The organism is Pontimicrobium aquaticum (genome assembly GCF_005047595.1).
GTDB classification, from domain to species: Bacteria; Bacteroidota; Bacteroidia; order Flavobacteriales; family Flavobacteriaceae; genus Pontimicrobium; species Pontimicrobium aquaticum.
The window spans coordinates 52,289-74,821 of the sequence record NZ_SUPL01000002.1; the positions used below are offsets into that span (position 1 = coordinate 52,289).

Genomic DNA, 22,533 nt, shown 5'->3' on the forward strand with positions numbered 1-22,533 from the left:
TATGCAAACTACAACAACATATTTCCCAAGTATAAAAGACGTTGAAACCGCCTCCGAAAAGTTAAAAGAGGTGGTTTCACTGACGCCTTTATCTAAGAATGAACGTTACTCAAATCAATTTGGTTGTAATGTGCTTTTTAAAAGAGAAGATTTGCAACAAGTACGCTCCTACAAAATACGAGGTGCTTATAATAAAATGTCTTCGTTAACCGACGTCGAAGCTGAAAATGGTATTGTGTGTGCAAGTGCTGGAAATCATGCACAAGGTGTGGCATTGTCATGTAAATTATTAAAAATACATGGCACAATTTATATGCCTGAACCAACACCAAGTCAAAAGATAGAGCAAGTTAAAATGTTTGGTAGCGATTTTATAAATGTGGTTTTGGTTGGCGATACCTTTGATGATGCCTATGAAGCTTCAAAATTGGAATGCGAACGTTTGAATAAAACCTTTATTCACCCATTTAATGATGAAAAAGTCATTGAAGGTCAAGCAACCGTTGGACTGGAAATAATTGACCAAGCGCAGCACCTAATTCATTATGTGTTCGTTCCAGTTGGAGGAGGAGGTTTAGCATCAGGATTATCTACCTTGTTTAAGGAGTTGTCACCAAACACAAAAATTATAGGTGTTGAGCCAGAAGGAGCACCTTCAATGTCAGTATCTATCCATAAAGATAGAGTAGTAGAACTTAAAAATATTGAACGCTTTGTTGATGGTGCAGCTGTACGTAAAGTGGGAAATAAGACCTTTGAGATTTGTAAACAAAACTTAGATGCTGTCATTACAGTACCAGAAGGTAAAATATGTCAAACCATTTTGGAGTTGTATAACAAAGACGCTATCGTGGTTGAACCAGCAGGAGCTTTAAGTATTTCTGCTTTAGACCAATATGCTCATGAAATCAAAGGAAAAAATGTAGTATGCCTTATTAGTGGCAGTAATAACGATATTACCAGAACACCTGAAATAAAAGAACGCGCTTTATTACATGCTAATTTAAAACACTATTTTATTATAAAATTTCCGCAACGAGCAGGAGCATTAAGAGAGTTTGTAGTAGAAATTTTAGGACCAAATGACGACATCACACATTTTGAATACACCAAAAAAGTAAACCGCGAAAATGATGTGGCAGTGGTTGGTTTAGAGTTGAAATCTCCTAACGATTTACAACCGTTAATCACTAAAATGAAACTTCATAATTTTTATGGTGATTACCTGAATAACAAACCAGATTTGTTTCAGTTTTTGGTTTAATGTTCCTTTTGATTATTAGAGAGTTATGTTTTTACAAATAATTTTTATTTTGTGTTAATTATTAAAAAATATTTGTACGTTTGTACTATGAATTTAATAGAAAATAGAATACGTATTTCCTCTCCAGTTTTGCGCTGTAGGAATTGTCGCCGTTAATATTTCAATTAACGCCTTATCAATTACGTAATTTTTTATTTATTCACACATGTACACTTCAAACTTCATTTCGACAAATCAAAAAATAGTTATTTTAAAAAATAACAAAAGGTCTTTGCGTCGTATTTTATTGCGTCGCCCTTAAGGGTGTACTACTATTTTTTGAACTTTAGGTGTGTCCAGTTCAGTTTTCGAGGAATTTTTAACATCAAATAATTTTAATAAAGAAAACAATGAAAATTGTTATTGCTAATAAATCACATAGCATTTATGCTAATACTATTTGCAGCACTATTGAAGAAGCTGCACAAAAAAGAGGTACAGGAATAGCTAAGCGTAAACCAGAGTATGTCATTACTAAAATGGAAAATGGTAACGCAGTTATAGCTTTAGAAGGTGATGTTTTTGCAGGATTTTGTTATATAGAGGCTTGGAGTCATGGCAAATTTGTTGCTAACTCCGGATTAATAGTTCATCCAGACTTTAGAAATCGTGGGTTGGCTAAACAAATAAAGCAGAAAATTTTTGAACATTCACGAAATAAATTTCCTGACGCAAAAATATTTAGTATCACAACAGGATTAGCTGTTATGAAGTTAAATACACAACTAGGGTATAAACCTGTGCCTTTTTCAGAATTAACAGAAGACCAGTCGTTTTGGAATGGTTGTCAAACTTGTAAAAACTACGATGTATTGCAACGAACCAACCAAACTATGTGCTTGTGCACAGGGATGTTGTACGACCCAAAATCAAAAGATATTAAAGAAGTTAGAAAAGTAAAAGAAAAGGTCTTTTTAAGGCTGAAAAGTATTAAGCAAAACTTGTTCCTAAAAAACAACAAATTATGAGTCAAATAAAAAAACTAGTTATTGCCTACAGTGGTGGATTAGATACTTCCTATTGTGCAGTAAGCCTATCTAAAGCAGGTTACGAAGTGTATGCAATTAGTGTAAATACTGGAGGTTTTACTGAGGAAGAAATTAACAACATAGAGTCAAATGCTTATAAAATGGGTGTTTCTACCTATAAAAATATAGATGCAGTTACATCGTATTATAACAAGGTAATTAAGTATTTAATTTTTGGTAATGTGCTAAAAAACAATACCTATCCATTGTCTGTAAGTGCTGAAAGAATCATTCAAGTTATAGAGATAGTAGAATATGCTAAAAGCATAAACGCCAAATATATAGCTCATGGAAGCACAGGCGCAGGAAATGATCAAGTGCGTTTTGATATGATTTTCCAAACATTAGCACCCGAAATAGAAATCATTACACCAATTAGAGATAATAAACTGTCAAGGCAAGAAGAGATAGATTATTTGAAAGCTAACGGTATTGATATGTCTTGGGAAAAAGCAAAATATTCAGTTAATAAAGGGCTTTGGGGAACTAGTGTTGGTGGAGAGGAAACGTTGACATCTGAAAAACCTCTACCAGATTCTGCTTATCCATCTCAACTAAAGCATGCTGAACCAGAAAAAGTTACCTTAACTTTTTTAAAAGGGGAATTGGTTGCCGTTAATGGTGTTGAAAATAATCCAGAAGTCAATATTGAAGTCTTAAATAGTCTGGCCTCAGCATACGCTATTGGCAGAGATATTCACGTTGGAGATACCATTGTTGGTATTAAAGGACGTGTTGGTTTTGAAGCTGCAGCAGCATTAATCATTATCAAAGCACATCATTTATTAGAAAAGCATACACTTACCAAATGGCAACTACAACATAAAGAATATCTAGCTAGTTTCTACGGAATGCATCTTCATGAAGGTCAATATTTAGACCCTGTAATGAGAAATATTGAAGCGTTTTTAGAAAGTAGTCAAGCAACAGTTTCAGGAGATGTTAAGGTCACATTAAAACCATATCATTTCTCGCTTGACGGAATTAGTTCTAATCACGATTTAATGAATGCTAAGTTTGGTAGTTATGGTGAAGAAAACAAAGGCTGGACAGCAGATGAAGCTAAAGGATTTATTAAAATTCTTGGCAATCAGAATAAAATTTATCACCAAGTAAATTCAGAATTATGATACAAGTAGGAATAATAGGAGGCGCTGGTTATACAGCAGGAGAGTTGATCAGGTTGTTATTAAATCATTCTGAAACTGAAATCAATTTTGTGTTTAGTACATCCAATGCTGGTAATAAAGTTTCTAAAGTACATCAAGATTTAGTTGGCTCTACAGATTTAATGTTTTCTAGTGAAATTAATCCAGATGTTGATGTCTTGTTTTTATGTTTAGGTCATGGAAATTCTAAAGCATTTCTAGAGGCACACACATTTTCGAGTTCAACTAAGATTATTGATTTAAGTAACGATTTCAGATTAGAAGTTGATAAAAAACTTGAAGATAAAGTCTTTGTTTATGGTCTACCAGAATTGCAAAAAGAAGCGATTAAAAAAGCGAAGTATATAGCTAATCCAGGTTGTTTTGCTACAGCAATTCAATTGGCATTGTTGCCACTAGCACAAGTAAAATTAATTAAAGATGACATACATGTTAATGCTGTAACAGGAGCAACAGGAGCAGGAACTTCTTTGTCAAAAACGACACAGTTTACGTGGAGGGATAATAATTTTTCATACTATAAGCCTTTTACACATCAGCATTTGGAAGAAATCAACCAATCGGTTAAACAACTGCAAAGTGACTTCAATTCAGATATTATTTTCATGCCTAATCGCGGTAATTTTTCAAGAGGTATTTTCGCAACCATTTATACCAAATTTGAAGGGTCATTAGAAGATGTAAAAGCAGTGTGTCAAGAGTATTACAATGATGCCGCTTTCACCTTTATTTCTGATGAAGATATTCATTTAAAACAAGTGGTTAATACAAACAAATGCTTAATTCATTTGCACAAGCACGATAATAAATTATTGATTACAAGCATTGTTGACAACCTTTTAAAAGGTGCTTCAGGACAGGCTATTCAGAATATGAATTTAATGTTTGGTTTTCCAGAAACTGAAGGACTACAGCTAAAAGCAAACTTTTTTTAAACATTGGTATTATGAATTTATTTAATGTGTATCCTTTATTCGATATCACTCCTGTAAAGGCTGAAGATGTCTTTGTTTTTGATGAAAAAAACACAAAGTATTTAGACTTGTATGGAGGTCATGCTGTCATTTCTATTGGGCATTCCCATCCAGAATATGTAAAAAGCATCAGTGATCAGGTAAGTAAGTTAGGTTTTTATAGTAACTCCATTCAAAACCCTTTGCAAGTAGAATTAGCAAAGCAAATTACAGAGTTTTCAAATTGTGAAAATTACAATTTATTTTTATGTAATTCTGGAGCTGAAGCTAATGAAAATGCATTAAAACTAGCCTCTTTTGAAACAGGAAAAAGTAAGGTGATTGCATTTAAAAATTCTTTTCACGGAAGAACATCTGCTGCAGTTGCCGCTACAGATAATCCAAAAATTATTGCTCCAATTAATACACAGCAAGAAGTAGAATTTATTGAGCTTGGAGATTTATTTGCAATTGAAAAATCACTGCAAAACGAAAATGTATGTGCAGTGATTATAGAGTGTATTCAAGGTGTTGGTGGTTTGGATGAAAGTACAACTCAATTTTATAAAGCTTTGGAATTATTATGTAATAAGTATCATGTATTACTAATTGCAGACGAAGTGCAATCTGGTTTTGGAAGAACAGGTGATTTCTTTGCTTTTCAAAAACATGGTATTAAACCTAATATCATTTCCATGGCAAAAGGCATGGGAAACGGATTCCCTATTGGAGGCATTTTAATCAATAATAACATAGAGGCTTCTTATGGTTTATTAGGAACAACATTTGGTGGTAATCACTTAGCGTGTGCAGCATCATTAGCTGTGATTAAAGTGCTAAAAGAAGAACAGTTACTGGAAAACACTAAAGAAGTGTCAGCATATTTTATTGAAAAAGCGAAATCCATTCCGCAATTAAAATCCTTAAAAGGAAGAGGTTTAATGTTAGGTTTAGAATTTGATTTTCCAGTTGTTCAGCTTAGAAATGCGTTAATCCATAAACATCAAATGTTTACAGGAAGCTCAAACAATCCTAATTTATTAAGAATTTTACCGCCTTTAACTATTAAAAAAGTACACATAGATGTTTTTATTGACGCTTTAAAACAAGAACTAAAATGAATAAATATATAAATATAGATGACATTGAAAATGTTTCAAAAACTATTGAAGAAGCCATTCAATTAAAGCAAAGCCCTTTTCGATTTCACCATTTAGGGAAGCATAAAACCTTGGTGATGCTGTTTTTTAATTCGAGTTTAAGAACACGATTAAGTACAGAAAAAGCGGCGAAAAATTTAGGAATGGACGTCATGGTTTTAAATGTAAACGAAGCTTGGCAATTGGAGTTTGAAGATGGAAGCATTATGAATGCTAACACTGCCGAACATATTAAAGAAGCAGCACAAGTGATTTCGCAATATGCTGATATTATGGCTATAAGAGCATTTCCGAGTTTAACAGATAAGCAAAAAGATGAATCAGAATATATAATTAACAGTTTTGTAAAATATGCCACAGTGCCAATTATAAGTATGGAAAGTGCAACAGCACATCCATTGCAAGCATTGGCAGATGCTATTACCATTGAAGAATTGAAATTAAAAGAACGTCCTAAAGTTGTATTGTCTTGGGCGCCACATCCTAAAGCATTGCCGCAAGCAGTGCCAAATTCGTTTGTAACGATGATGCATGAATTGGATGTTGATTTTAGTATTACTCACCCAAAGGGATATGAGTTAAATCCTGAAATAACCAAAAACACTTCAATAAATTACAATCAAAATGAAGCCTTAAAAGATGCAGATTTTGTGTATGTAAAAAACTGGAGTAGCTATAAAGACTATGGAAAAATTTTATGTCAAGATGAAAATTGGATGATGACAAAAGAAAAATTGGGGAATGCCAAATTTATGCATTGCTTGCCTGTAAGAAGAAATGTTGTGGTTGAAGATGCTGTATTAGATGGTGAAAATGCTGTAGTCATTCAGCAAGCAAATAACAGAACCTTTTCAGCACAAATTGTATTAAAAAACATATTAGAAAATTTATCATCGTGAAAACACTAAAAGTTGTAAAGATAGGAGGGAATATCATTGACAACGAGGAAGAGTTGTATGGTTTTCTTGAGCAGTTTTCTAAGATTAATACTCCAAAAATTTTAGTGCATGGTGGCGGAAAAGAAGCAACCAAACTGGCAAATAAAATGGGAGTTGAAGTAAAAATGACCAATGGTAGACGTATAACTGATGAAACCACCTTAGACATTGCAACAATGGTATATGCAGGTAAAATAAACAAACAAATTGTCGCTAAATTACAGCGTAATAACTGTAATGCTATTGGGTTTTCTGGTGCTGATGGAAATACGATTGTGTCTGAAAAACGTCCTGTTAAAGATGTTGATTTTGGTTTTGTTGGTGATATTGTAGATGTAAATCCTGATGTTGTAAAATTATTGGTAAATCATAATATAACTCCAGTGTTTTGTGCTTTAACACATGACAAAAAAGGTCAATTATTAAACACAAATGCAGATACGATTGCATCAGAATTAGCCATTAGTTTAGCTAAAGATTTTAATGTAGAGCTTTACTATTGTTTTGAAAAAAAAGGGGTTTTACAAGATGCTAATGATGACAACTCACTTATTGAAACCATCAACACGTTAACCTATCAAGATCTGATTCATAAGGGAGTTATTACAGATGGTATGTTGCCTAAGCTTAACAACTGTTTTCATGCCATAAATAATGAAGTTGCTAAAGTATGCGTGGGAAAAACAGAGATGTTATTTGAGATAAATTCTAAATTCACAAACATTAAAAAATAATGAGTACGCAAGAAGAATTAACCATAAAAGCAATTGAGCTACTCAAGAATTTGATAGAAACATCTTCTTTTTCTTCTGAAGAAGAAAACACTGCTGTTTTAATTGAAACTTGGTTTAAGGAGGCTTCTATTCCTTTTAACAGAACTAAAAACAATGTTTGGGCTGTAAATAAATATTTCAATGAAGGCAAACCAACTTTGCTTTTAAATTCTCATCACGATACTGTAAAGCCAAATAAAGCTTATACCAAAGACCCTTTTAAAGCTGTTGTTGAAAATGACAAACTGTATGGTTTGGGAAGCAATGATGCTGGAGGATGCTTAGTGTCTTTATTGGCAACGTTTACCTATTTCTTTAATGTAGAAGACTTAAAGTACAACTTAGTTTTTGTAGCGTCAGCTGAAGAAGAAAGCAGTGGGGAGAATGGTTTAAATAGCATGTTGACTATAATTCCAAAAATTGATGTAGCTATTGTAGGAGAACCAACCTTGATGGATTTAGCTATTGCAGAAAAAGGGTTAGTGGTTTTTGATGCTAAGGTAAAAGGTACACCAGGTCATGCTGCACATCCAAATAATGATAATGCGATTTACAACACGATTTCGGTATTAGAATGGTTTAAAAATTATAGGTTTAAAAAAAACTCTGATACTTTAGGTGAAGTAAAAATGACTGTAACGCAAATTAGTGCAGGACAACAGCACAATGCAATTCCTTCTGAAGCGGACTTGGTTATTGATGTAAGAGTAAACGATAAATATACCAATGAGGAAATAGCTGATATCTTAAAAGCAGAATCGCCATGTTCGACCATTGAACCACGTAGTTTAAGGCTCAATTCGTCGTCAATTTCAGCAGCGCATTCCTTAGTTAAAGCAGGAATAGCTTTAGGACGTAAAACCTATGGTTCACCAACACTATCAGACCAAGCTTGTTTAACTTGTCCTTCATTAAAATTAGGTCCTGGAGACAGCACACGTTCACACTCTGCAGATGAATTTATTTATTTACACGAGATTGAAGAAGGTATTGATTTGTATATTAAATTGATAGAAAAAGTATTGTAAAAAAGATAAAAGAATCAAGAGACAAGAACCAAGACTTTGAACTCCCTCAAATGAGTAAGGAGTCTAGGTTCTGATAGCGAAGCAGTCTTGCCTCTTGGTTCTAAATTTTAAGAATTAAAATTTATATTATGAAACTCTGGGATAAAGGCATCAGCATAGACAAAAAAATAGAACAATTTACTGTTGGTAACGACAGAGACATCGATTTGCATATTGCTAAATACGATGTGCAAGCATCATTAGCACATGCCAAAATGTTGAAATCAATAGGAATATTGTCTGATGAAGAATTACAACAACTTGATAACGGGTTAAATGAATTAGGAGCTCAAATCAAAAACGGAACATTTACTATTGAAGATCAATTTGAAGATGTGCATTCTAAAATTGAATTTGAATTAACCAAGACTTTAGGTGAGGTTGGAAAAAAAATTCATACAGCACGTTCCAGAAACGATCAGGTTCTGGTGGCACTTCAATTGTATTATAAAGAGAATTTATTCCAAGTAAATGCAAAGGTGAAGACTTTGTTTGATACGCTATTAAAATTGGCTGAAATGTATAAAGACAAACTCCTTCCAGGCTATACGCATTTGCAAGTCGCTATGCCATCGTCTTTTGGATTGTGGTTTTCGGCATATGCCGAAGTGCTGATTGATGATGTGTATATGCTACAGGCAGTCTCAAAAATAGTGGATCAAAACCCATTGGGCTCAGCAGCAGGATATGGCAGCTCCTTTCCTATTGACAGAGAATTTACGACGAAAGAACTAGGTTTTTCTACCCTGAAATATAACGTGGTTGCAGCACAACTGGGCAGAGGGAAAAACGAACGTGCTATTGCCAGCGCTTTAGGTGGTTTGTGCAATACCTTAGGAAGATTTGCTATGGATATTTGTTTGTATATGAGTCAGAATTTTGGATTTATAAGCTTTCCAGACGCGCTCACGACAGGAAGTAGCATTATGCCACATAAAAAAAATCCTGACGTATTTGAACTCATTAGAGGGAAGTGTAATAAAATTCAAGCTTTACATACCGAAATGTTATTGGTTACCAATAATTTGCCAAGTGGTTATCACAGGGATTTTCAATTGCTGAAAGAGAATATTATTAATGCCTTTGAAGATGTAAAAGATATATTAGACATCTTTAATTATGCCATACAACAAGTCATTGTAAAAGATATAGATTTAAACGATGAAAAATACCAGTATCTATTTACGGTAGATAGCATTAACAATTTAGTGGTTGAGGGTTTGTCATTTCGTGAAGCTTATCAACATATTGGCGCACAAGTACAAGCTGGAACTTATCAGCCAGAGACTAATAAACAGCACACACATATTGGCAGTATGGGTAATTTGTGCTTAAAAGAGATCACTAATAAATTCCCAGAATAAAAAATACTAGGTTTTGTAACATTGATTTTTATGATTCGTCTTTTAAGAGAAGTGCTTAACTAAGAGCACAAAAAAAGAAACACAAACACAAAAAATACAGCTCTATTTATAGACTTGTAGAGGTATTATTTAAAATCAACAAAATGAAACTACTAAGAATTTCAATTACAGCACTTTTTATTATTTTTTTTCATTTAGGTGTAACTGCCCAAATGATACAAAAAAAGGAGCTTACAGAGAATAATCAGCTTTTAGGGTTGGGAACGCAGCATATTTTAAAATCTGAAATTTTGCAGGAAGACCGTCCAATTATCATATCGTTGCCAAAATCGTATAACAATAACACAAATGATTACCCTGTTCTATATCTTCTGGATGGACTTCAAAATATCAAACATCAAGTTGGTACAGTAGAGCTTTTAACAGAATCAGGAATTATCCCTCCAATGATCATTGTTGCTGTTGAAAGTTTAGATAGAGCGAGAGATTTGACCCCTTCAAATGCTGGACAAAATGTTTATGGTGGAACTGGTACCTCAGGAATACCACAAAGTGGAGGAGCTCCTATATTTCTTGATTTTTTAGAAAATGAATTGATTCCTTATGTAGAAACAAATTTTAGAACACATCCCTATTGTATTTTAGAAGGTCATTCGTTTGGAGGGTTGTTTAGTATATATACACTTATGGAGAAACCAGACATTTTTGATGCCTATATTGTACAATCACCTGCTTTATGGTGGAATAAAGAAGAAATGACAGTAAAGGCTAAAGAATTTTTTAAATCAAACCCTAGCTTAGATAAGTCCATATATTTTGGAATTGGTGGAGGTGATGGCTGGGGAATGCGACAGGAATTAATAAGCTATGTCGATGTTATAAAACAAAACAATCTTAAAAATCTTCATTGGAAACATGAAGAAGTTGGAGATGAAGGCCATATGGATGCTCGGTTATTGTTGAATTATCATGGGTTGAAATCTATTTTTACCGATCTACATTCTGAAGCTTTAGAGGAAAACTTTAGTGAAGAAACATTTCTAAATAGTGAACAGCGTTTAATAGATAAGTATGGTAAAAATACAAGAAGACCAGCAGAAGATTACTTAGAGGTATATGCAAAATTTTTGGAAGAAGAAAACAATTTAGGCGCTATCACAGTACTTAAAAGAGCTTCAGAAGCATATCCGGAATATCCAATGATATTGAATAGTTTAGCTCAGTTATATGAAAAAACTGATCAAATAGACGAAGCCATAGAGGCTTATGAATCAGGAATTGAGATTTCAAAAAAATTCAAATTAGGACAAGAGGAAGGGTATCGAAAAGAAATTGATAGGCTAAAAAGTAATAAAGGATAATAAATGATCCTGTAAAATTGAAAAAGCACCTCATTGAGGTGCTTTTTTAATATAAAGAATTTACTTTATATGATGGTTGATTGCCCTAAATGTATGTTCGTAAAATTAAGGTTAGAATCGTTAGGATGTAAAATATAATCTTCAATAAAATCGCCTACTTTTTCTGTAGTCACGTTATCATGTTTCGTGTTAATGTCTTGTGTTGTAATATGTAATTTTAATGATTTTTCTACAGCTATTCGTATTAGGTTAGCTTCTGTGTGTAAATTAAAATGGTCTAATAACATCGCAGCAGATAAAATAGACGCAATTGGATTGGCAATACCTTTGCCTTTAGCTTGTGGAAATGAGCCATGAATAGGCTCGAACATCGCATACTTATCTCCTACAGATGCCGAAGCCAATAAACCAATAGAGCCTCCAATAACACTAGCCTCATCGCTAATAATATCACCAAACATATTTTCGGTTAAAATCACATCAAACTGTTTTGGGTTTAATATCATTTGCATCGCAGCATTATCAACAAATAAGAAATCTAATTCTACATCTTTATAGTTTGTCGCAACTTCAGTGACCACTTTTCGCCATAAACGAGAACTTTCTAATACATTGGCTTTATCAACTAAAGTTACTTTATGTTTTCTGGATTGTGCCGCTTTAAAAGCTAAATGCGCAATACGTTCAATTTCTTCACGAGAATATTCGCATAAATCGGATGCCACATTACCATCGTCGCTTAAATGTTTTTTTCCAAAATAAATACCTCCAGTGAGTTCACGATAGATGCTTATATCTGTGCCTTTAATAATATGTTTTTTCAAAGGTGATTTGTCAATAAGCGTATCATAGGCTTTTACAGGGCGAATGTTTGCATAAAGTCCTAATGACTTACGTAAACGCAATAAGCCTTGTTCTGGGCGTACTTTTGCAGAAGGGTCGTTATCATATTTTGGGTCGCCAATAGCTCCAAATAAAATAGCATCTGTGGTTTCACATACATCTAATGTTTCTTCTGGCAATGGATTTCCAGTTTGATCAATGGCGATGGCACCAACAGGAGCATAGGTAAAAGTAAAGGTATGGTCAAACTCCATAGCGATAGCTTTCAAAGCTTTAATAGCTTGATTGGTAACCTCTGGTCCAATTCCATCTCCTGGTAAAACAGCAATATTAAGTCTCATAGTATTTCCTGCGAAAGCAGGAATCTTATCCTACTTTCTATTATTTAATTTTTTGTTCTTTTTTTGGCGTTACCTTTCGTTTGCACTTCAGGTCGCGCTTTCCGTTTTATCTTTTTGTTTGTTCTCGATACTTGCTTTGCAAACTCGAACTGACAACAAAAAGGATGTCACTGCAATCGCTAACGCAATTATCAGAAATGTTCAGCTTCAAAAGTTTCAATTTGTTCTTTCTTGCTCAATAAATAGTCTATATCATCATAACCATTTATCATACATGTTTTTTTGTAAGCATCTATATTAAAGGCTTCTGAAACATCAGAATTTGAGATAGAAATGGTTTGATTTTTCAAATCAACCACAATTTGTGTTTCTGGTTTTGCTTCAACCGTTTCTAATAATATCTTTAAAAAGCCTTCAGAAATTTGAACAGGAAGTAAACCATTATTTAAGGCATTACCTTTAAAAATATCAGCAAAAAAGCTGGACACAATAACTTTAAATCCATAACCAACTAAAGCCCAAGCTGCATGTTCGCGGCTTGAACCACATCCAAAATTATCTCCAGCAACTAAAATGCTTCCTGAATATTTAGGATTGTTTAAACTAAAATCCTTATTAATGTTTCCGTGTTTATCAAATCGCCAATCTCTAAACATATTGTCTCCAAACCCTTGCTTGTCAGTCGCTTTTAAAAAGCGTGCAGGAATGATTTGGTCTGTATCTACATTTTCAATGGCTAATGGAATAGCTCTCGATGTAAGTGTTGTGAATTTTTCCATATTAAGCCAATTCTAAAGTTTCTATATCTTTTGTAACATCTACAATTTTTCCAGCAACTGCTGTAGCAGCAGCAACTAAAGGGCTTGCTAAAATGGTTCTTGAACCTTGTCCTTGTCGTCCTTCAAAATTTCTATTGGATGTTGACACACAATATTCGCCTTGCGGAATTTTATCATCGTTCATGGCTAAACAAGCTGAACAACCTGGTTGGCGTAATTCAAATCCAGCATCTTCAAAAATGTCTTTTAAGCCTTCATTAATTATTTGAGCTTCTACTTGTTTACTTCCAGGTACTAACCAAGCTGTGACATTATCAGCTTTTTGTTTTCCTTTTATAAAGTTAGCAGCCACTCTAAAATCTTCAATTCTGGAGTTGGTACAACTGCCAATAAACACATAATTGATTGGCTTATCAATTAGTGATTCACCAGCTTCAAAATTCATGTATTCCAATGATTTTTTAAAGGATGCATTGTCGTCAACAGGAATGGTTTCAGAAATTTTAATTCCCATTCCAGGATTGGTTCCGTAAGTTACCATTGGCTCAATGTCTGCCGCATCAAAGTAATATTCCTTATCAAAAACAGCATCTTCATCAGTCGGTAAGGTTTTCCAATAGGCTACTTTTTTGTCAAATGCTTCACCTTTCGGTGAGAATTCTCGACCTTTTACATATTCGAAAGTGGTTTCATCAGGAGCTATCATTCCACCACGAGCTCCCATTTCAATACTCATATTACAAACAGTCATTCGGCCTTCCATACTCATGTTTTCAAAAACATCGCCTGCATATTCGCAAAAGTACCCTGTGCCTGAATTAGTGCCTAGCTTTGAAATGATATATAAAATTACATCCTTAGGTAATACACCATTTTTAAGCCTACCATTAACTGTAACTCTTAAACTTTTTGGTTTTGTAAGCAGTAAACATTGACTGGCAAAAACTTGTGCTACTTGACTGGTTCCAATGCCAAAGGCTATAGTCCCAAAAGCGCCATGTGTTGAGGTGTGACTGTCGCCACAAACCATGGTCATTCCTGGTTGAGTGATACCTAATTCTGGAGCCATCACATGTACAATACCATTATATTTATGGCCAAGTTCGTAAAGTGTAATTCCGTTTTTTTTGCAGTTTTCTGAAAGCTGTTCGAGTTGCTTTCTTGATAATTTGTCCTTAATAGATAAATCCTGATTTAAGGTTGGTGTATTATGGTCTGCAGTGGCCACAATTTTATTTGGTCTATAAATAGGAATTCCGCGAGCTTCTAATTCGTTGAACGCTTGGGGACTTGTGACTTCATGTATTAAATGTTTGTCTATATATAAAATTTGCGGCCCATTTTGAGCCGATTCGACGACATGAGCATCCCAAACTTTATCGAATAATGTTTTTTTAGTTGTCATTTATTAATAATCAATTATCATTTAGCTTTCAAGCTGTAAATAAATTTGCCCTGTTATAAATCTACCAAAAGCCTATTATAGGCTCAAGTTGAAATTATTTGTTGGTAAACCTTACTGGTTTCTATAATTTGATGAATATCGTTATCATTGATTTCTTTCTTTTTATCTGCAAAGGTTAAGAAATTTGCATATACTTCATCCAATTGTAACTTGGTTAGTTCATAACCAACATTTTTTGCTCTATATGCTAAAGCTGCACGACCACTTCTAGCAGTCAATACAATGGCAGATTCTGTTACACCAACTTCTTTAGGGTCAATAATTTCATAGGTTTCACGATTTTTAATCACACCATCTTGATGGATGCCAGAGCTATGTGCAAAAGCATTAGCACCAACGATAGCTTTGTTTGGTTGTGTGTAAATTCCCATACTATCTGATACTAATTGACTGATGCCATAAAGCATTTCCGTTTGAATATTAGTATCTAAATTAAGGTAAGGATGTTGTTTTAAAATCATCACAACTTCTTCTAAAGCTGTGTTCCCTGCACGTTCTCCAATACCATTTATGGTACATTCAATTTGACGTGCACCATTAATAACACCTTCAATGGAATTTGCAGTCGCTAAACCTAAATCGTTATGACAGTGACAAGACAAAATCGCTTTTTCAATGCCTTTTACATTCTCTTTTAAGTATTTGATTTTTGCACCATATTCATGTGGTAAGCAGTAGCCTGTTGTATCAGGAATATTTAATACGGTTGCACCTGCTTTTATAGCTGCTTCGCAAACACGAGCTAAATAATCATTGTCTGTACGTCCTGCATCTTCAGCGTAAAACTCAACATCTTCGACAAACGATTTTGCATAACTTACAGCTGCATAGGCGCGTTGAATGATGTCTTCTCTGTTGCTTTTAAATTTGTGAATGATATGAGAGTCAGATGTACCAATTCCAGTATGTATTCTTGGTTTTTTTGCATATTTCAAGGCTTCAGCGGCGACTTTTATATCATTTTCAACTGAACGAGTTAAACCGCAAACTGTTGCATTTTTTACAGTTTTTGAAATTTCTTCAACCGATTTAAAATCACCTGGACTTGATACTGGAAAGCCAGCTTCTATTATATCAACACCTAAAAAATCTAGCTGCTCTGCAATCACTACTTTTTGTTCAGTATTTAATTTACAGCCTGGAACTTGTTCGCCATCTCTGAGGGTTGTATCAAAAATTTGTACTTGAGAATTCGACATTTCTTAAAAATATATTTCCGTATTGTAATACGAATTTATATTTTGGATTATTCAAAGTATTATTTGACTATCATTTAATTACGATGTTAAAGCAAGTATTATTGTGTTTAAAACACTAAAAAACAGCTATTTAAATAAATAAATTACACTATGACTAAAGAGCAAAAAGATAATCTATTTGTACTTGTAAAGTCGCTGTCAAAATCAGAGAAAAGACAGTTTAAGCTTTATGTTGGTCGTTTGGGTGTAAATGAAGATTCAAAATTCCTACTATTATTTAACCTTTTAGATAAGATGGATGATTATGATGAACAGGTCATTTTAAAAAAGGGTATTGTTAAAAAACAACAACTTTCAAACTTAAAAGCGCATCTCTATAAACAAATATTAGTAAGCTTAAGGCTTAATCCGCTTCATCAAAATATTAGAGTTCAGATTCGTGAACAATTGGATTTTGCGACTATTTTGTATCACAAAGGACTTTATAAACAAAGTTTAAAAATTCTTGATAAGGCAAAAACTTTAGCTTTAAATTACGAAGAAAAAAACATTGCATACGAGGTTCTTGAACTCGAAAAAATTATTGAATCTCAATACATAACACGAAGTATCAGTAATCGCGCTGATGAGTTGACTATTCAGGCAAAGGAGCTAAATAGACAGAATTTGTTAGCGAGTAAACTCTCTAATTTATCGTTACAACTTTATGGATTGTTTCTTAAAACAGGCTATGTAAAAAATGACGAAGAATATAAACGTGTTACAAAATATTTTAACGCAAGATTGCCTAAATACGACATTAAAGAACTTGGTTTTAGGGAAAAACTGTGGTTGTATCAGTCGTATTTATGGTACAGTTTTTTAGTGCAAGATTTTTTGTCATGTTATAAATATTCAAGGAAATGGGTAGATTTATTTTACGAACAGCCAGAGATGATGAAGCTAAATCCAGTGTTTTTCTTAAGAGGAAATCAGTACTTGTTAGAAGCACTGTTTTTTATTAGACATCATAAAAAATTCAAAGAAGCCTTAAATAAATTGGAGGATATAACACAGGAAAAATGGTTTCCTAAGGACGATAATGTGCAAAGCTTAACTTTTTTATATGTGTATTCTAATAAGTTTAATTTGCATTTCATGGAAGGTACCTTTAAAGAGGGTTTGCCTTTGGTTGATGAGGTGTTAACTGGAATTAAAGAGCACAGAACTAGGATTGATGAGCATCACATAATGGTGTTTTATTACAAGATTGCTAGTTTGTATTTTGGAATTGGTGAAAACAGAAAGTGCATTGAATTTTTAGATAAAATTATTAGTAATAAATCGCTTTCCATGCGAGAAGATTTATTGTGTTTTTCACGAGTTTTAAATTTAGTAGCACATTATGAAGCTGGACTAGACTACAATTTGGATGCCTTAATTAGAAGTACATATAAGTTTTTAATACGTATGGAAGACTTGTATGAAGTGCAAAAGGAAATGATAAAATTCTTAAGAGTTTTAGGTGATATTTATCCGCATCAAATTAGAAGAGAGTTTATAAAACTTCATAGAAAATTAAAAACTTATGAAGATCATCCATACGAAAGTCGTGCCTTTTTGTATTTAGATGTTATATCGTGGCTTGAAAGTAAAATAGAAAATAAATCGGTAGATTTAATAATTAGAGAAAAATTTAAAGCAAAAAATAAATTATTTTAAACTTTACCGAAAAAAATTTGGTTATTAAATAATTCTTTCTGAATATTTGCGCTCACAAAGTTCAAAAACTTACTGAAATGTTATCAAGAAAGGTGGAGGGAATAGACCCTGTGAAACCTTAGCAACCCTTTAGTAATAAAGAAGGTGCTAAATTCTACCTAAAAAAGCGATTCATTTATCGTGGATTTGGATAGATAACTCAAACGTAATTACTCATCTGTAATTACGTAATTTCTTATAACATTTTTCTATTAAGTACGCTTCAAAATGAAGCTTATTTGACTTTTTGGTTTAATTATTTATTAACTCAAAAATTAGAAAGATGAGTACACAAAAATTTGCAACAAAAGCGTTGCACGCAGGACACGATGTTAGTCAAAATGGAGGAACAAGAGCAGTTCCTATTTATCAATCAACAGCGTATGTTTTTAATGATTCAGACCATGCTGCTAATTTATTTGCATTAGCAGAACCAGGAAACATTTACACGCGAATCAACAATCCAACAAACGACATTTTAGAGCAACGTTTGGCAGCTTTAGAAGGTGGAATTGCAGCAGTTGTAACTGCTTCGGGAACATCTGCAATTGCTACATCTTTACTAACGCTTTTAAAAGCAGGTGACCATATTGTAGCTTCAAGCAGTTTGTATGGTGGAACTTACAATTTGTTAAGTGTCACTTTACCAAGACATGGTATTACAACCACATTTGTCAACCCTTCTAATCCTGAAAACTTTAATAAAGCAGCTCAGGAAAACACGAGAGCATTTTTTATTGAGTCTCTTGGAAACCCTAAATTAGATGTACTGGATATTGAGGCTATTTCTAAAGAGGCAAGAGCATATAAAGTGCCATTAATTGTTGATAATACAGTAGCAACGCCTTATTTATTAAATCCTATAGAGTATGGAGCTAACATCGTTATACATTCGTTGACTAAGTATATAAATGGAAACGGAACAGCGCTTGGAGGTGTTATTATAGATGCTGGAACATTTGATTGGAGCAATGGTAAGTTTCCTGAATTTACAGAACCATCAGCTGGTTATCATGGTTTGGTCTACAGCGAAGCTTTAGAGGCTGCTGCTTTTATTGCTAAAGTTAGAATAGAAGGACTTCGTGATTATGGAGGAGCGTTAAGTCCGTTTAACGCCTTTCAAATCATTCAAGGATTAGAAACTCTAGAGTTGCGTATAAAAAAGCATAGTAGTAATGCTTTAAATCTTGCCAAATGGTTGCAGGAACAACCAGAAGTTAATTGGGTAAACTATCCAGGTTTAGAAACTAGTAAGTATAAAGATTTAACAAGAAAGTATTTACCAAATGGACAAAGTGGTATTGTAACCTTTGGAGTTCATGGTGGTTATGAGGCAGCTAAAACAATTGCAGATAAGACTGAACTATTTTCTTTATTAGCAAACATTGGTGATACTAAATCTTTAATAATTCATCCTGCAAGTACAACACACCAGCAGTTAAATGACGAAGCTCAAGAAGCTACAGGTGTTACTAAAGATCTCATTAGGCTGTCAGTTGGAATAGAAAATATTGAAGATTTAAAGGCTGACTTAAAAGCAGCTTTTAAACTTATAAAAGAACCATCCAAAATTTTAGTTTAGTTCTCTTGAACAGGTATGCTTATTTATTGAGTGTGCCTGTTCTTTTTTAACATTAAACCAGACCAATGAGTGCATTAAAATTTTTGGAAATAGCAAGCTATGTTACAAGTGCAGGTTATAAAAGTGATATAAAACTTTCATACGAGGTATTTGGTAAGTCACTTGGTAGTGCGCCTGTAGTATTAGTAAATCATGCTTTAACAGGTAATAGTAATGTTGCAGGAGAAAATGGTTGGTGGAAAGATTTAATTGGTGAAGAAAAAGCTATAGATACAAATACGTACTCTGTTTTATCTTTTAACATACCAGGAAATGGTTACGACGGTTTTGTTATAGATAGTTATAAAGACTTTGAAGCTAGAGATATTGCAAATATTTTTTTAAAAGGATTAAAGCTTTTAAAAATAGATAGGCTATTTGCAATTATAGGAGGTTCATTAGGAGGTGGAATAGCTTGGGAAATGGCAGTTCTTAACCCAAAAATAACTGAGTATTTAATTCCAGTTGCAACCGATTGGAAATCTACCGATTGGCTAATTGCAAACTGTCAGATTCAAGAACAATTTTTATTAAACTCAACTAATCCGGTTCATGATGCTAGGATGCACGCTATGTTATGCTACAGGACGCCAGAATCATTTAAAGAACGATTCCAACGTTCTAAAAATGAAGCATTGGAAATTTTTAATGTAGAAAGTTGGTTGCTACATCATGGAAATAAATTGCAAGAGCGATTCCAACTCTCTGCTTACAAATTGATGAATCAATTATTAAAAACCATAGATGTTACAAAAGGCAGAGAAGATAATTTTAAAGTATTGGACACTATCGAAGCTAAAATTCACATTATAGGTGTTGATTCTGATATGTTTTTTACTGCTGAAGAGAATAGAGACACACATAAGCAGTTGGCTTTAACACATCCTAATGTCACTTACAACGAAATTAATTCGGTACACGGTCATGATGCCTTTTTAATTGAGTATAAGCAATTGGAAAAAATAATAAAAAGAATCTTTAAACCAGATTCAAAAGAAAAACAAATGAAAGTATTAAAATTTGGAGGAAAATCTTTAGCAAATGGTAAGGGTTTAGAAAAGGTTGTATCCATAATTGAAAATAAAGTAAAACAAGGAGAGCATATAGCAGTAGTTGTATCTGCAAGAGGAAATGCCACCGATGAGCTTGAGGCAATTCTAAATAAAGCTGTTAAAAATCAAACTTATAAAGAACAGTTAGAAGCTTTTAAAGAATACCAATCTAGCATCGCAACTAACATAAATTTTTCGAAAGAATTTTCAACTTTAGATAAACTGTTAGAAGGGGTTAATTTGTTAAAAGATTATAGCAACAAAACAAGAGATGAACTTTTAGCCCAAGGAGAACTTTTATCAATTAAATTATTGGAAACCTTATTAAAAGAGCGAGGTATTAATGCCAAGGCCACTGATGCAAGAACACTCATTAAAACAGATGAAAATTTTGGTGAAGCACAACCACTAATGAAACTGTCTAAAGAAAATGTTTTAAGGCATTTTGAAAAATATAATGGGAACACAGTTAACATTATTACAGGATTTATAGCTTCTAATGTAAAAAATGAAACTACCACTTTGGGAAGAAATGGTAGTAATTATACAGCTTCTTTATTAGCTAATTATTTAGATGCCGAAGAGTTACAAAACTATACGCATGTAAATGGCATTTATACTGCCAATCCTGATTTAGTGCCAGATGCAAAAAAAATAGATGAATTATCTTTTAGTGAAGCTAATGAATTAGCAAATTTTGGAACAACCATTTTACACGCTAAAACCATAATTCCTTTAATAGAAAAGAATATTTCTCTTAGAATTTTAAACACGTTTAACCCAGATGATAAAGGGACATTAATTACTTCCCGAACAAATTCAAAAGGGATTAAATCACTTTCGGTTATAGATAATGTAGCTTTAATAAACTTAGAAGGTCGTGGTTTATTAGGGAAGGCTGGAGTTGATGCTAGAATTTTTAGAGCCTTGAGTTATTATAATATTAGTGTAAGTATCATTTCTCAAGGTTCTTCCGAAAGAGGTATAGGTTTAGTAATAGATGCTAATAAAGCTTCAAAAGCCGTTATTGCTTTAGAAAGAGAGTTCGAAAACGACTTTTATTCAAAAGATGTAAATAAGATTGAGATTATTGACAATGTTTCGGTAATATCAATAATTGGCCAGGACTTAAGTACATTTCATAAACCATTTAATGCATTAATAAAAAACCAAGTTGTACCATTACTATTTAACAATACAGTTACAGGTAAGAATGTGAGTTTGGTAGTTAGAAATAACCAATTACATAAAGCTCTAAATGCTATTCATGGTGAAATTTTTGGTGTCTCTAAAAAAATAAATCTAGCCATTTTTGGTCATGGATTGGTTGGTGGTACATTAATTAATCAAATAATATCTTCAGCAAGTGACATAGAAAAACGTAAAGGTGTTAAACTCAATATTTTTGCAATAGCTAACTCCAAAAGTGTGTTGCTTAATTCTAGAAGTGTAAATAGTAACTGGAAACAAGAGTTGGAAGCCAAAGGAAAGGATTATACAATAGGAGAAATAATTGCTTACGCTAATGACAACCATTTAGAAAATTTAATAGCTGTCGATAATACTTCTAGTAAAGAGTTTGTACAACAATACACGAAGCTAGTAGATCATGGATTCGATTTAGTGTCTTCTAACAAAATAGCAAATACTATTGAGTTAGAATTTTATCATAAACTTAGAGAGCACTTAGCAAAACATCAAAAACGTTATTTATACGAAACCAATGTTGGCGCAGGTTTACCACTTATCGATACCATTAAGCTATTACACTTGTCAGGTGAAAATATTACTCGAATAAGGGGTGTGTTTTCAGGGTCATTAAGTTATTTGTTTAACAATTTTTCTAATGAAGAACGACCATTTTCTGAAGTACTTCAGGAAGCAGTTGATAAAGGATTTACTGAACCAGATCCAAGAGAAGATTTATGTGGAAACGATGTGGCTAGAAAACTGTTGATTCTAGCACGCGAATTAGACTTACAAAACGAAATTGAAGATGTGAAAATTCAAAACCTTATTCCGGAATCATTACGAACTATTGAAGCCTCAGAGTTTTTAAATTCTTTTGAAAAGATGAATAGCGAATATCAATCAATTAAAGAACAGCAAAAACCAAATCATGTATTACGATACATTGGGGATTTACATGGAAACTTAGCAGGTGAAAACGGAGCAAAGTTAGATGTTAAATTAGTTTCAGTTCCTCAAAGTTCACCATTAGGAGCTCTAAAGGGTTCAGATTCAATATTCGAGATATATACAGAATCTTATGGAGAACAGCCATTAGTAATTCAAGGAGCAGGAGCAGGAGCACAGGTTACAGCACGAGGTGTATTTGGAGATATTTTAAGATTAGTAGAAAAAACTATTAAGTAAA

General features: G+C 33.2%; 17 protein-coding genes and 1 riboswitch. Of the genes, 13 read left to right on the forward strand and 4 right to left on the reverse strand.

The window, feature by feature from the left end; genetic code table 11:
• Nucleotide 1 precedes the first annotated feature (1 nt).
• The 10 genes from ilvA (at nt 2) to E5167_RS03230 (ending at nt 11,116) form a co-directional block, all read left to right on the forward strand.
• Complete coding sequence (gene ilvA / locus E5167_RS03185; protein ID WP_136840994.1) at nt 2-1,264, forward strand: threonine ammonia-lyase IlvA; 1,263 nt, start codon at nt 2-4, stop codon at nt 1,262-1,264.
• 389 nt (nt 1,265-1,653) lie between these two features.
• On the forward strand, nt 1,654-2,271 hold the full coding sequence (locus E5167_RS03190; RefSeq protein WP_136840996.1) for a GNAT family N-acetyltransferase: 618 nt from the start codon (nt 1,654-1,656) through the stop codon (nt 2,269-2,271).
• Between the two features lie 5 nt (nt 2,272-2,276).
• Nucleotides 2,277-3,461 carry an argininosuccinate synthase gene (locus E5167_RS03195; protein ID WP_136841875.1) on the forward strand — a complete coding sequence of 395 codons (1,185 nt, stop codon included), beginning with the start codon at nt 2,277-2,279 and terminating at the stop codon, nt 3,459-3,461.
• Complete coding sequence (gene argC, locus E5167_RS03200; protein WP_136840998.1) at nt 3,458-4,435, forward strand: N-acetyl-gamma-glutamyl-phosphate reductase; 978 nt, start codon at nt 3,458-3,460, stop codon at nt 4,433-4,435. The genes E5167_RS03195 and argC overlap by 4 nt, the downstream gene beginning before the upstream one ends.
• An 11-nt stretch (nt 4,436-4,446) precedes the next feature.
• On the forward strand, nt 4,447-5,574 hold the full coding sequence (locus E5167_RS03205; protein WP_136841000.1) for an aspartate aminotransferase family protein: 1,128 nt from the start codon (nt 4,447-4,449) through the stop codon (nt 5,572-5,574).
• Nucleotides 5,571-6,512: a Rossmann-fold NAD(P)-binding domain-containing protein gene (locus E5167_RS03210; protein WP_136841002.1), complete on the forward strand. Its 942-nt coding sequence runs from the start codon at nt 5,571-5,573 to the stop codon at nt 6,510-6,512. The genes E5167_RS03205 and E5167_RS03210 overlap by 4 nt, the downstream gene beginning before the upstream one ends.
• A complete protein-coding gene (gene argB / locus E5167_RS03215) occupies nt 6,509-7,285 on the forward strand; it encodes an acetylglutamate kinase (RefSeq protein WP_211242128.1) in 777 nt (258 codons plus the stop codon). The genes E5167_RS03210 and argB overlap by 4 nt, the downstream gene beginning before the upstream one ends.
• Nucleotides 7,285-8,352 carry a M20 family metallo-hydrolase gene (locus tag E5167_RS03220; protein ID WP_136841005.1) on the forward strand — a complete coding sequence of 356 codons (1,068 nt, stop codon included), beginning with the start codon at nt 7,285-7,287 and terminating at the stop codon, nt 8,350-8,352. Before argB ends, E5167_RS03220 begins: the two co-directional genes overlap by 1 nt.
• Nucleotides 8,353-8,480: 128 nt before the next feature.
• A complete protein-coding gene (gene argH, locus E5167_RS03225) occupies nt 8,481-9,755 on the forward strand; it encodes an argininosuccinate lyase (RefSeq protein ID WP_136841007.1) in 1,275 nt (424 codons plus the stop codon).
• A gap of 143 nt (nt 9,756-9,898) precedes the next feature.
• The gene (locus E5167_RS03230) at nt 9,899-11,116 is read left to right on the forward strand and encodes an alpha/beta hydrolase-fold protein (protein ID WP_136841009.1); all 1,218 of its coding nucleotides are present in this window, start codon (nt 9,899-9,901) and stop codon (nt 11,114-11,116) included.
• 65 nt (nt 11,117-11,181) lie between these two features.
• Here E5167_RS03230 and leuB read toward each other — a convergent pair whose 3' ends face one another.
• The 4 genes from leuB to E5167_RS03250 form a co-directional block, all read right to left on the reverse strand.
• Nucleotides 11,182-12,300, reverse strand: a complete 1,119-nt coding sequence (gene leuB / locus E5167_RS03235) for a 3-isopropylmalate dehydrogenase (protein WP_136841010.1) — start codon at nt 12,298-12,300, stop codon at nt 11,182-11,184.
• A gap of 191 nt (nt 12,301-12,491) precedes the next feature.
• Nucleotides 12,492-13,079 carry a 3-isopropylmalate dehydratase small subunit gene (leuD, locus tag E5167_RS03240; protein ID WP_136841012.1) on the reverse strand — a complete coding sequence of 196 codons (588 nt, stop codon included), beginning with the start codon at nt 13,077-13,079 and terminating at the stop codon, nt 12,492-12,494.
• Nucleotide 13,080: 1 nt separating this feature from the next.
• Nucleotides 13,081-14,484 (reverse strand): 3-isopropylmalate dehydratase large subunit, encoded by a 1,404-nt coding sequence (leuC, locus tag E5167_RS03245; RefSeq protein WP_136841013.1) that lies wholly within the window; start codon nt 14,482-14,484, stop codon nt 13,081-13,083.
• Nucleotides 14,485-14,567: 83 nt separating this feature from the next.
• A complete protein-coding gene (locus tag E5167_RS03250; protein ID WP_136841015.1) occupies nt 14,568-15,743 on the reverse strand; it encodes a 2-isopropylmalate synthase in 1,176 nt (391 codons plus the stop codon).
• A 150-nt stretch (nt 15,744-15,893) separates the two neighbouring features.
• Here E5167_RS03250 and E5167_RS03255 point away from each other — a divergent pair, with 150 nt between their 5' ends.
• From E5167_RS03255 to thrA, 3 genes are all read left to right on the forward strand, one after another.
• Nucleotides 15,894-17,444: a hypothetical protein gene (locus E5167_RS03255; protein WP_136841018.1), complete on the forward strand. Its 1,551-nt coding sequence runs from the start codon at nt 15,894-15,896 to the stop codon at nt 17,442-17,444.
• A 77-nt stretch (nt 17,445-17,521) separates the two neighbouring features.
• Nucleotides 17,522-17,645, forward strand: a riboswitch (SAM riboswitch).
• Nucleotides 17,646-17,766: 121 nt separating this feature from the next.
• Nucleotides 17,767-19,065 carry an O-acetylhomoserine aminocarboxypropyltransferase/cysteine synthase family protein gene (locus E5167_RS03260; protein ID WP_136841020.1) on the forward strand — a complete coding sequence of 433 codons (1,299 nt, stop codon included), beginning with the start codon at nt 17,767-17,769 and terminating at the stop codon, nt 19,063-19,065.
• Nucleotides 19,066-19,130: 65 nt separating this feature from the next.
• A complete protein-coding gene (gene thrA / locus E5167_RS03265; RefSeq protein ID WP_136841022.1) occupies nt 19,131-22,532 on the forward strand; it encodes a bifunctional aspartate kinase/homoserine dehydrogenase I in 3,402 nt (1,133 codons plus the stop codon).
• Nucleotide 22,533: the final 1 nt, after the last annotated feature.

Excerpts from the sequence above, each read along its gene's own strand:
- E5167_RS03205 (WP_136841000.1), top strand. The coding sequence starts at position 4,447 with ATGAATTTATTTAATGTGTATCCTTTATTCGATATCACTCCTGTAAAG.
- leuC (WP_136841013.1), bottom strand. The coding sequence starts at position 14,484 with ATGACAACTAAAAAAACATTATTCGATAAAGTTTGGGATGCTCATGTC.
- thrA (WP_136841022.1), top strand. The coding sequence starts at position 19,131 with ATGAGTGCATTAAAATTTTTGGAAATAGCAAGCTATGTTACAAGTGCA.
- E5167_RS03190 (WP_136840996.1), top strand. The coding sequence starts at position 1,654 with ATGAAAATTGTTATTGCTAATAAATCACATAGCATTTATGCTAATACT.
- ilvA (WP_136840994.1), top strand. The coding sequence starts at position 2 with ATGCAAACTACAACAACATATTTCCCAAGTATAAAAGACGTTGAAACC.
- leuB (WP_136841010.1), bottom strand. The coding sequence starts at position 12,300 with ATGAGACTTAATATTGCTGTTTTACCAGGAGATGGAATTGGACCAGAG.
- argH (WP_136841007.1), top strand. The coding sequence starts at position 8,481 with ATGAAACTCTGGGATAAAGGCATCAGCATAGACAAAAAAATAGAACAA.
- E5167_RS03220 (WP_136841005.1), top strand. The coding sequence starts at position 7,285 with ATGAGTACGCAAGAAGAATTAACCATAAAAGCAATTGAGCTACTCAAG.
- E5167_RS03230 (WP_136841009.1), top strand. The coding sequence starts at position 9,899 with ATGAAACTACTAAGAATTTCAATTACAGCACTTTTTATTATTTTTTTT.
- E5167_RS03210 (WP_136841002.1), top strand. The coding sequence starts at position 5,571 with ATGAATAAATATATAAATATAGATGACATTGAAAATGTTTCAAAAACT.
- argC (WP_136840998.1), top strand. The coding sequence starts at position 3,458 with ATGATACAAGTAGGAATAATAGGAGGCGCTGGTTATACAGCAGGAGAG.
- E5167_RS03260 (WP_136841020.1), top strand. The coding sequence starts at position 17,767 with ATGAGTACACAAAAATTTGCAACAAAAGCGTTGCACGCAGGACACGAT.
- E5167_RS03250 (WP_136841015.1), bottom strand. The coding sequence starts at position 15,743 with ATGTCGAATTCTCAAGTACAAATTTTTGATACAACCCTCAGAGATGGC.
- E5167_RS03255 (WP_136841018.1), top strand. The coding sequence starts at position 15,894 with ATGACTAAAGAGCAAAAAGATAATCTATTTGTACTTGTAAAGTCGCTG.
- leuD (WP_136841012.1), bottom strand. The coding sequence starts at position 13,079 with ATGGAAAAATTCACAACACTTACATCGAGAGCTATTCCATTAGCCATT.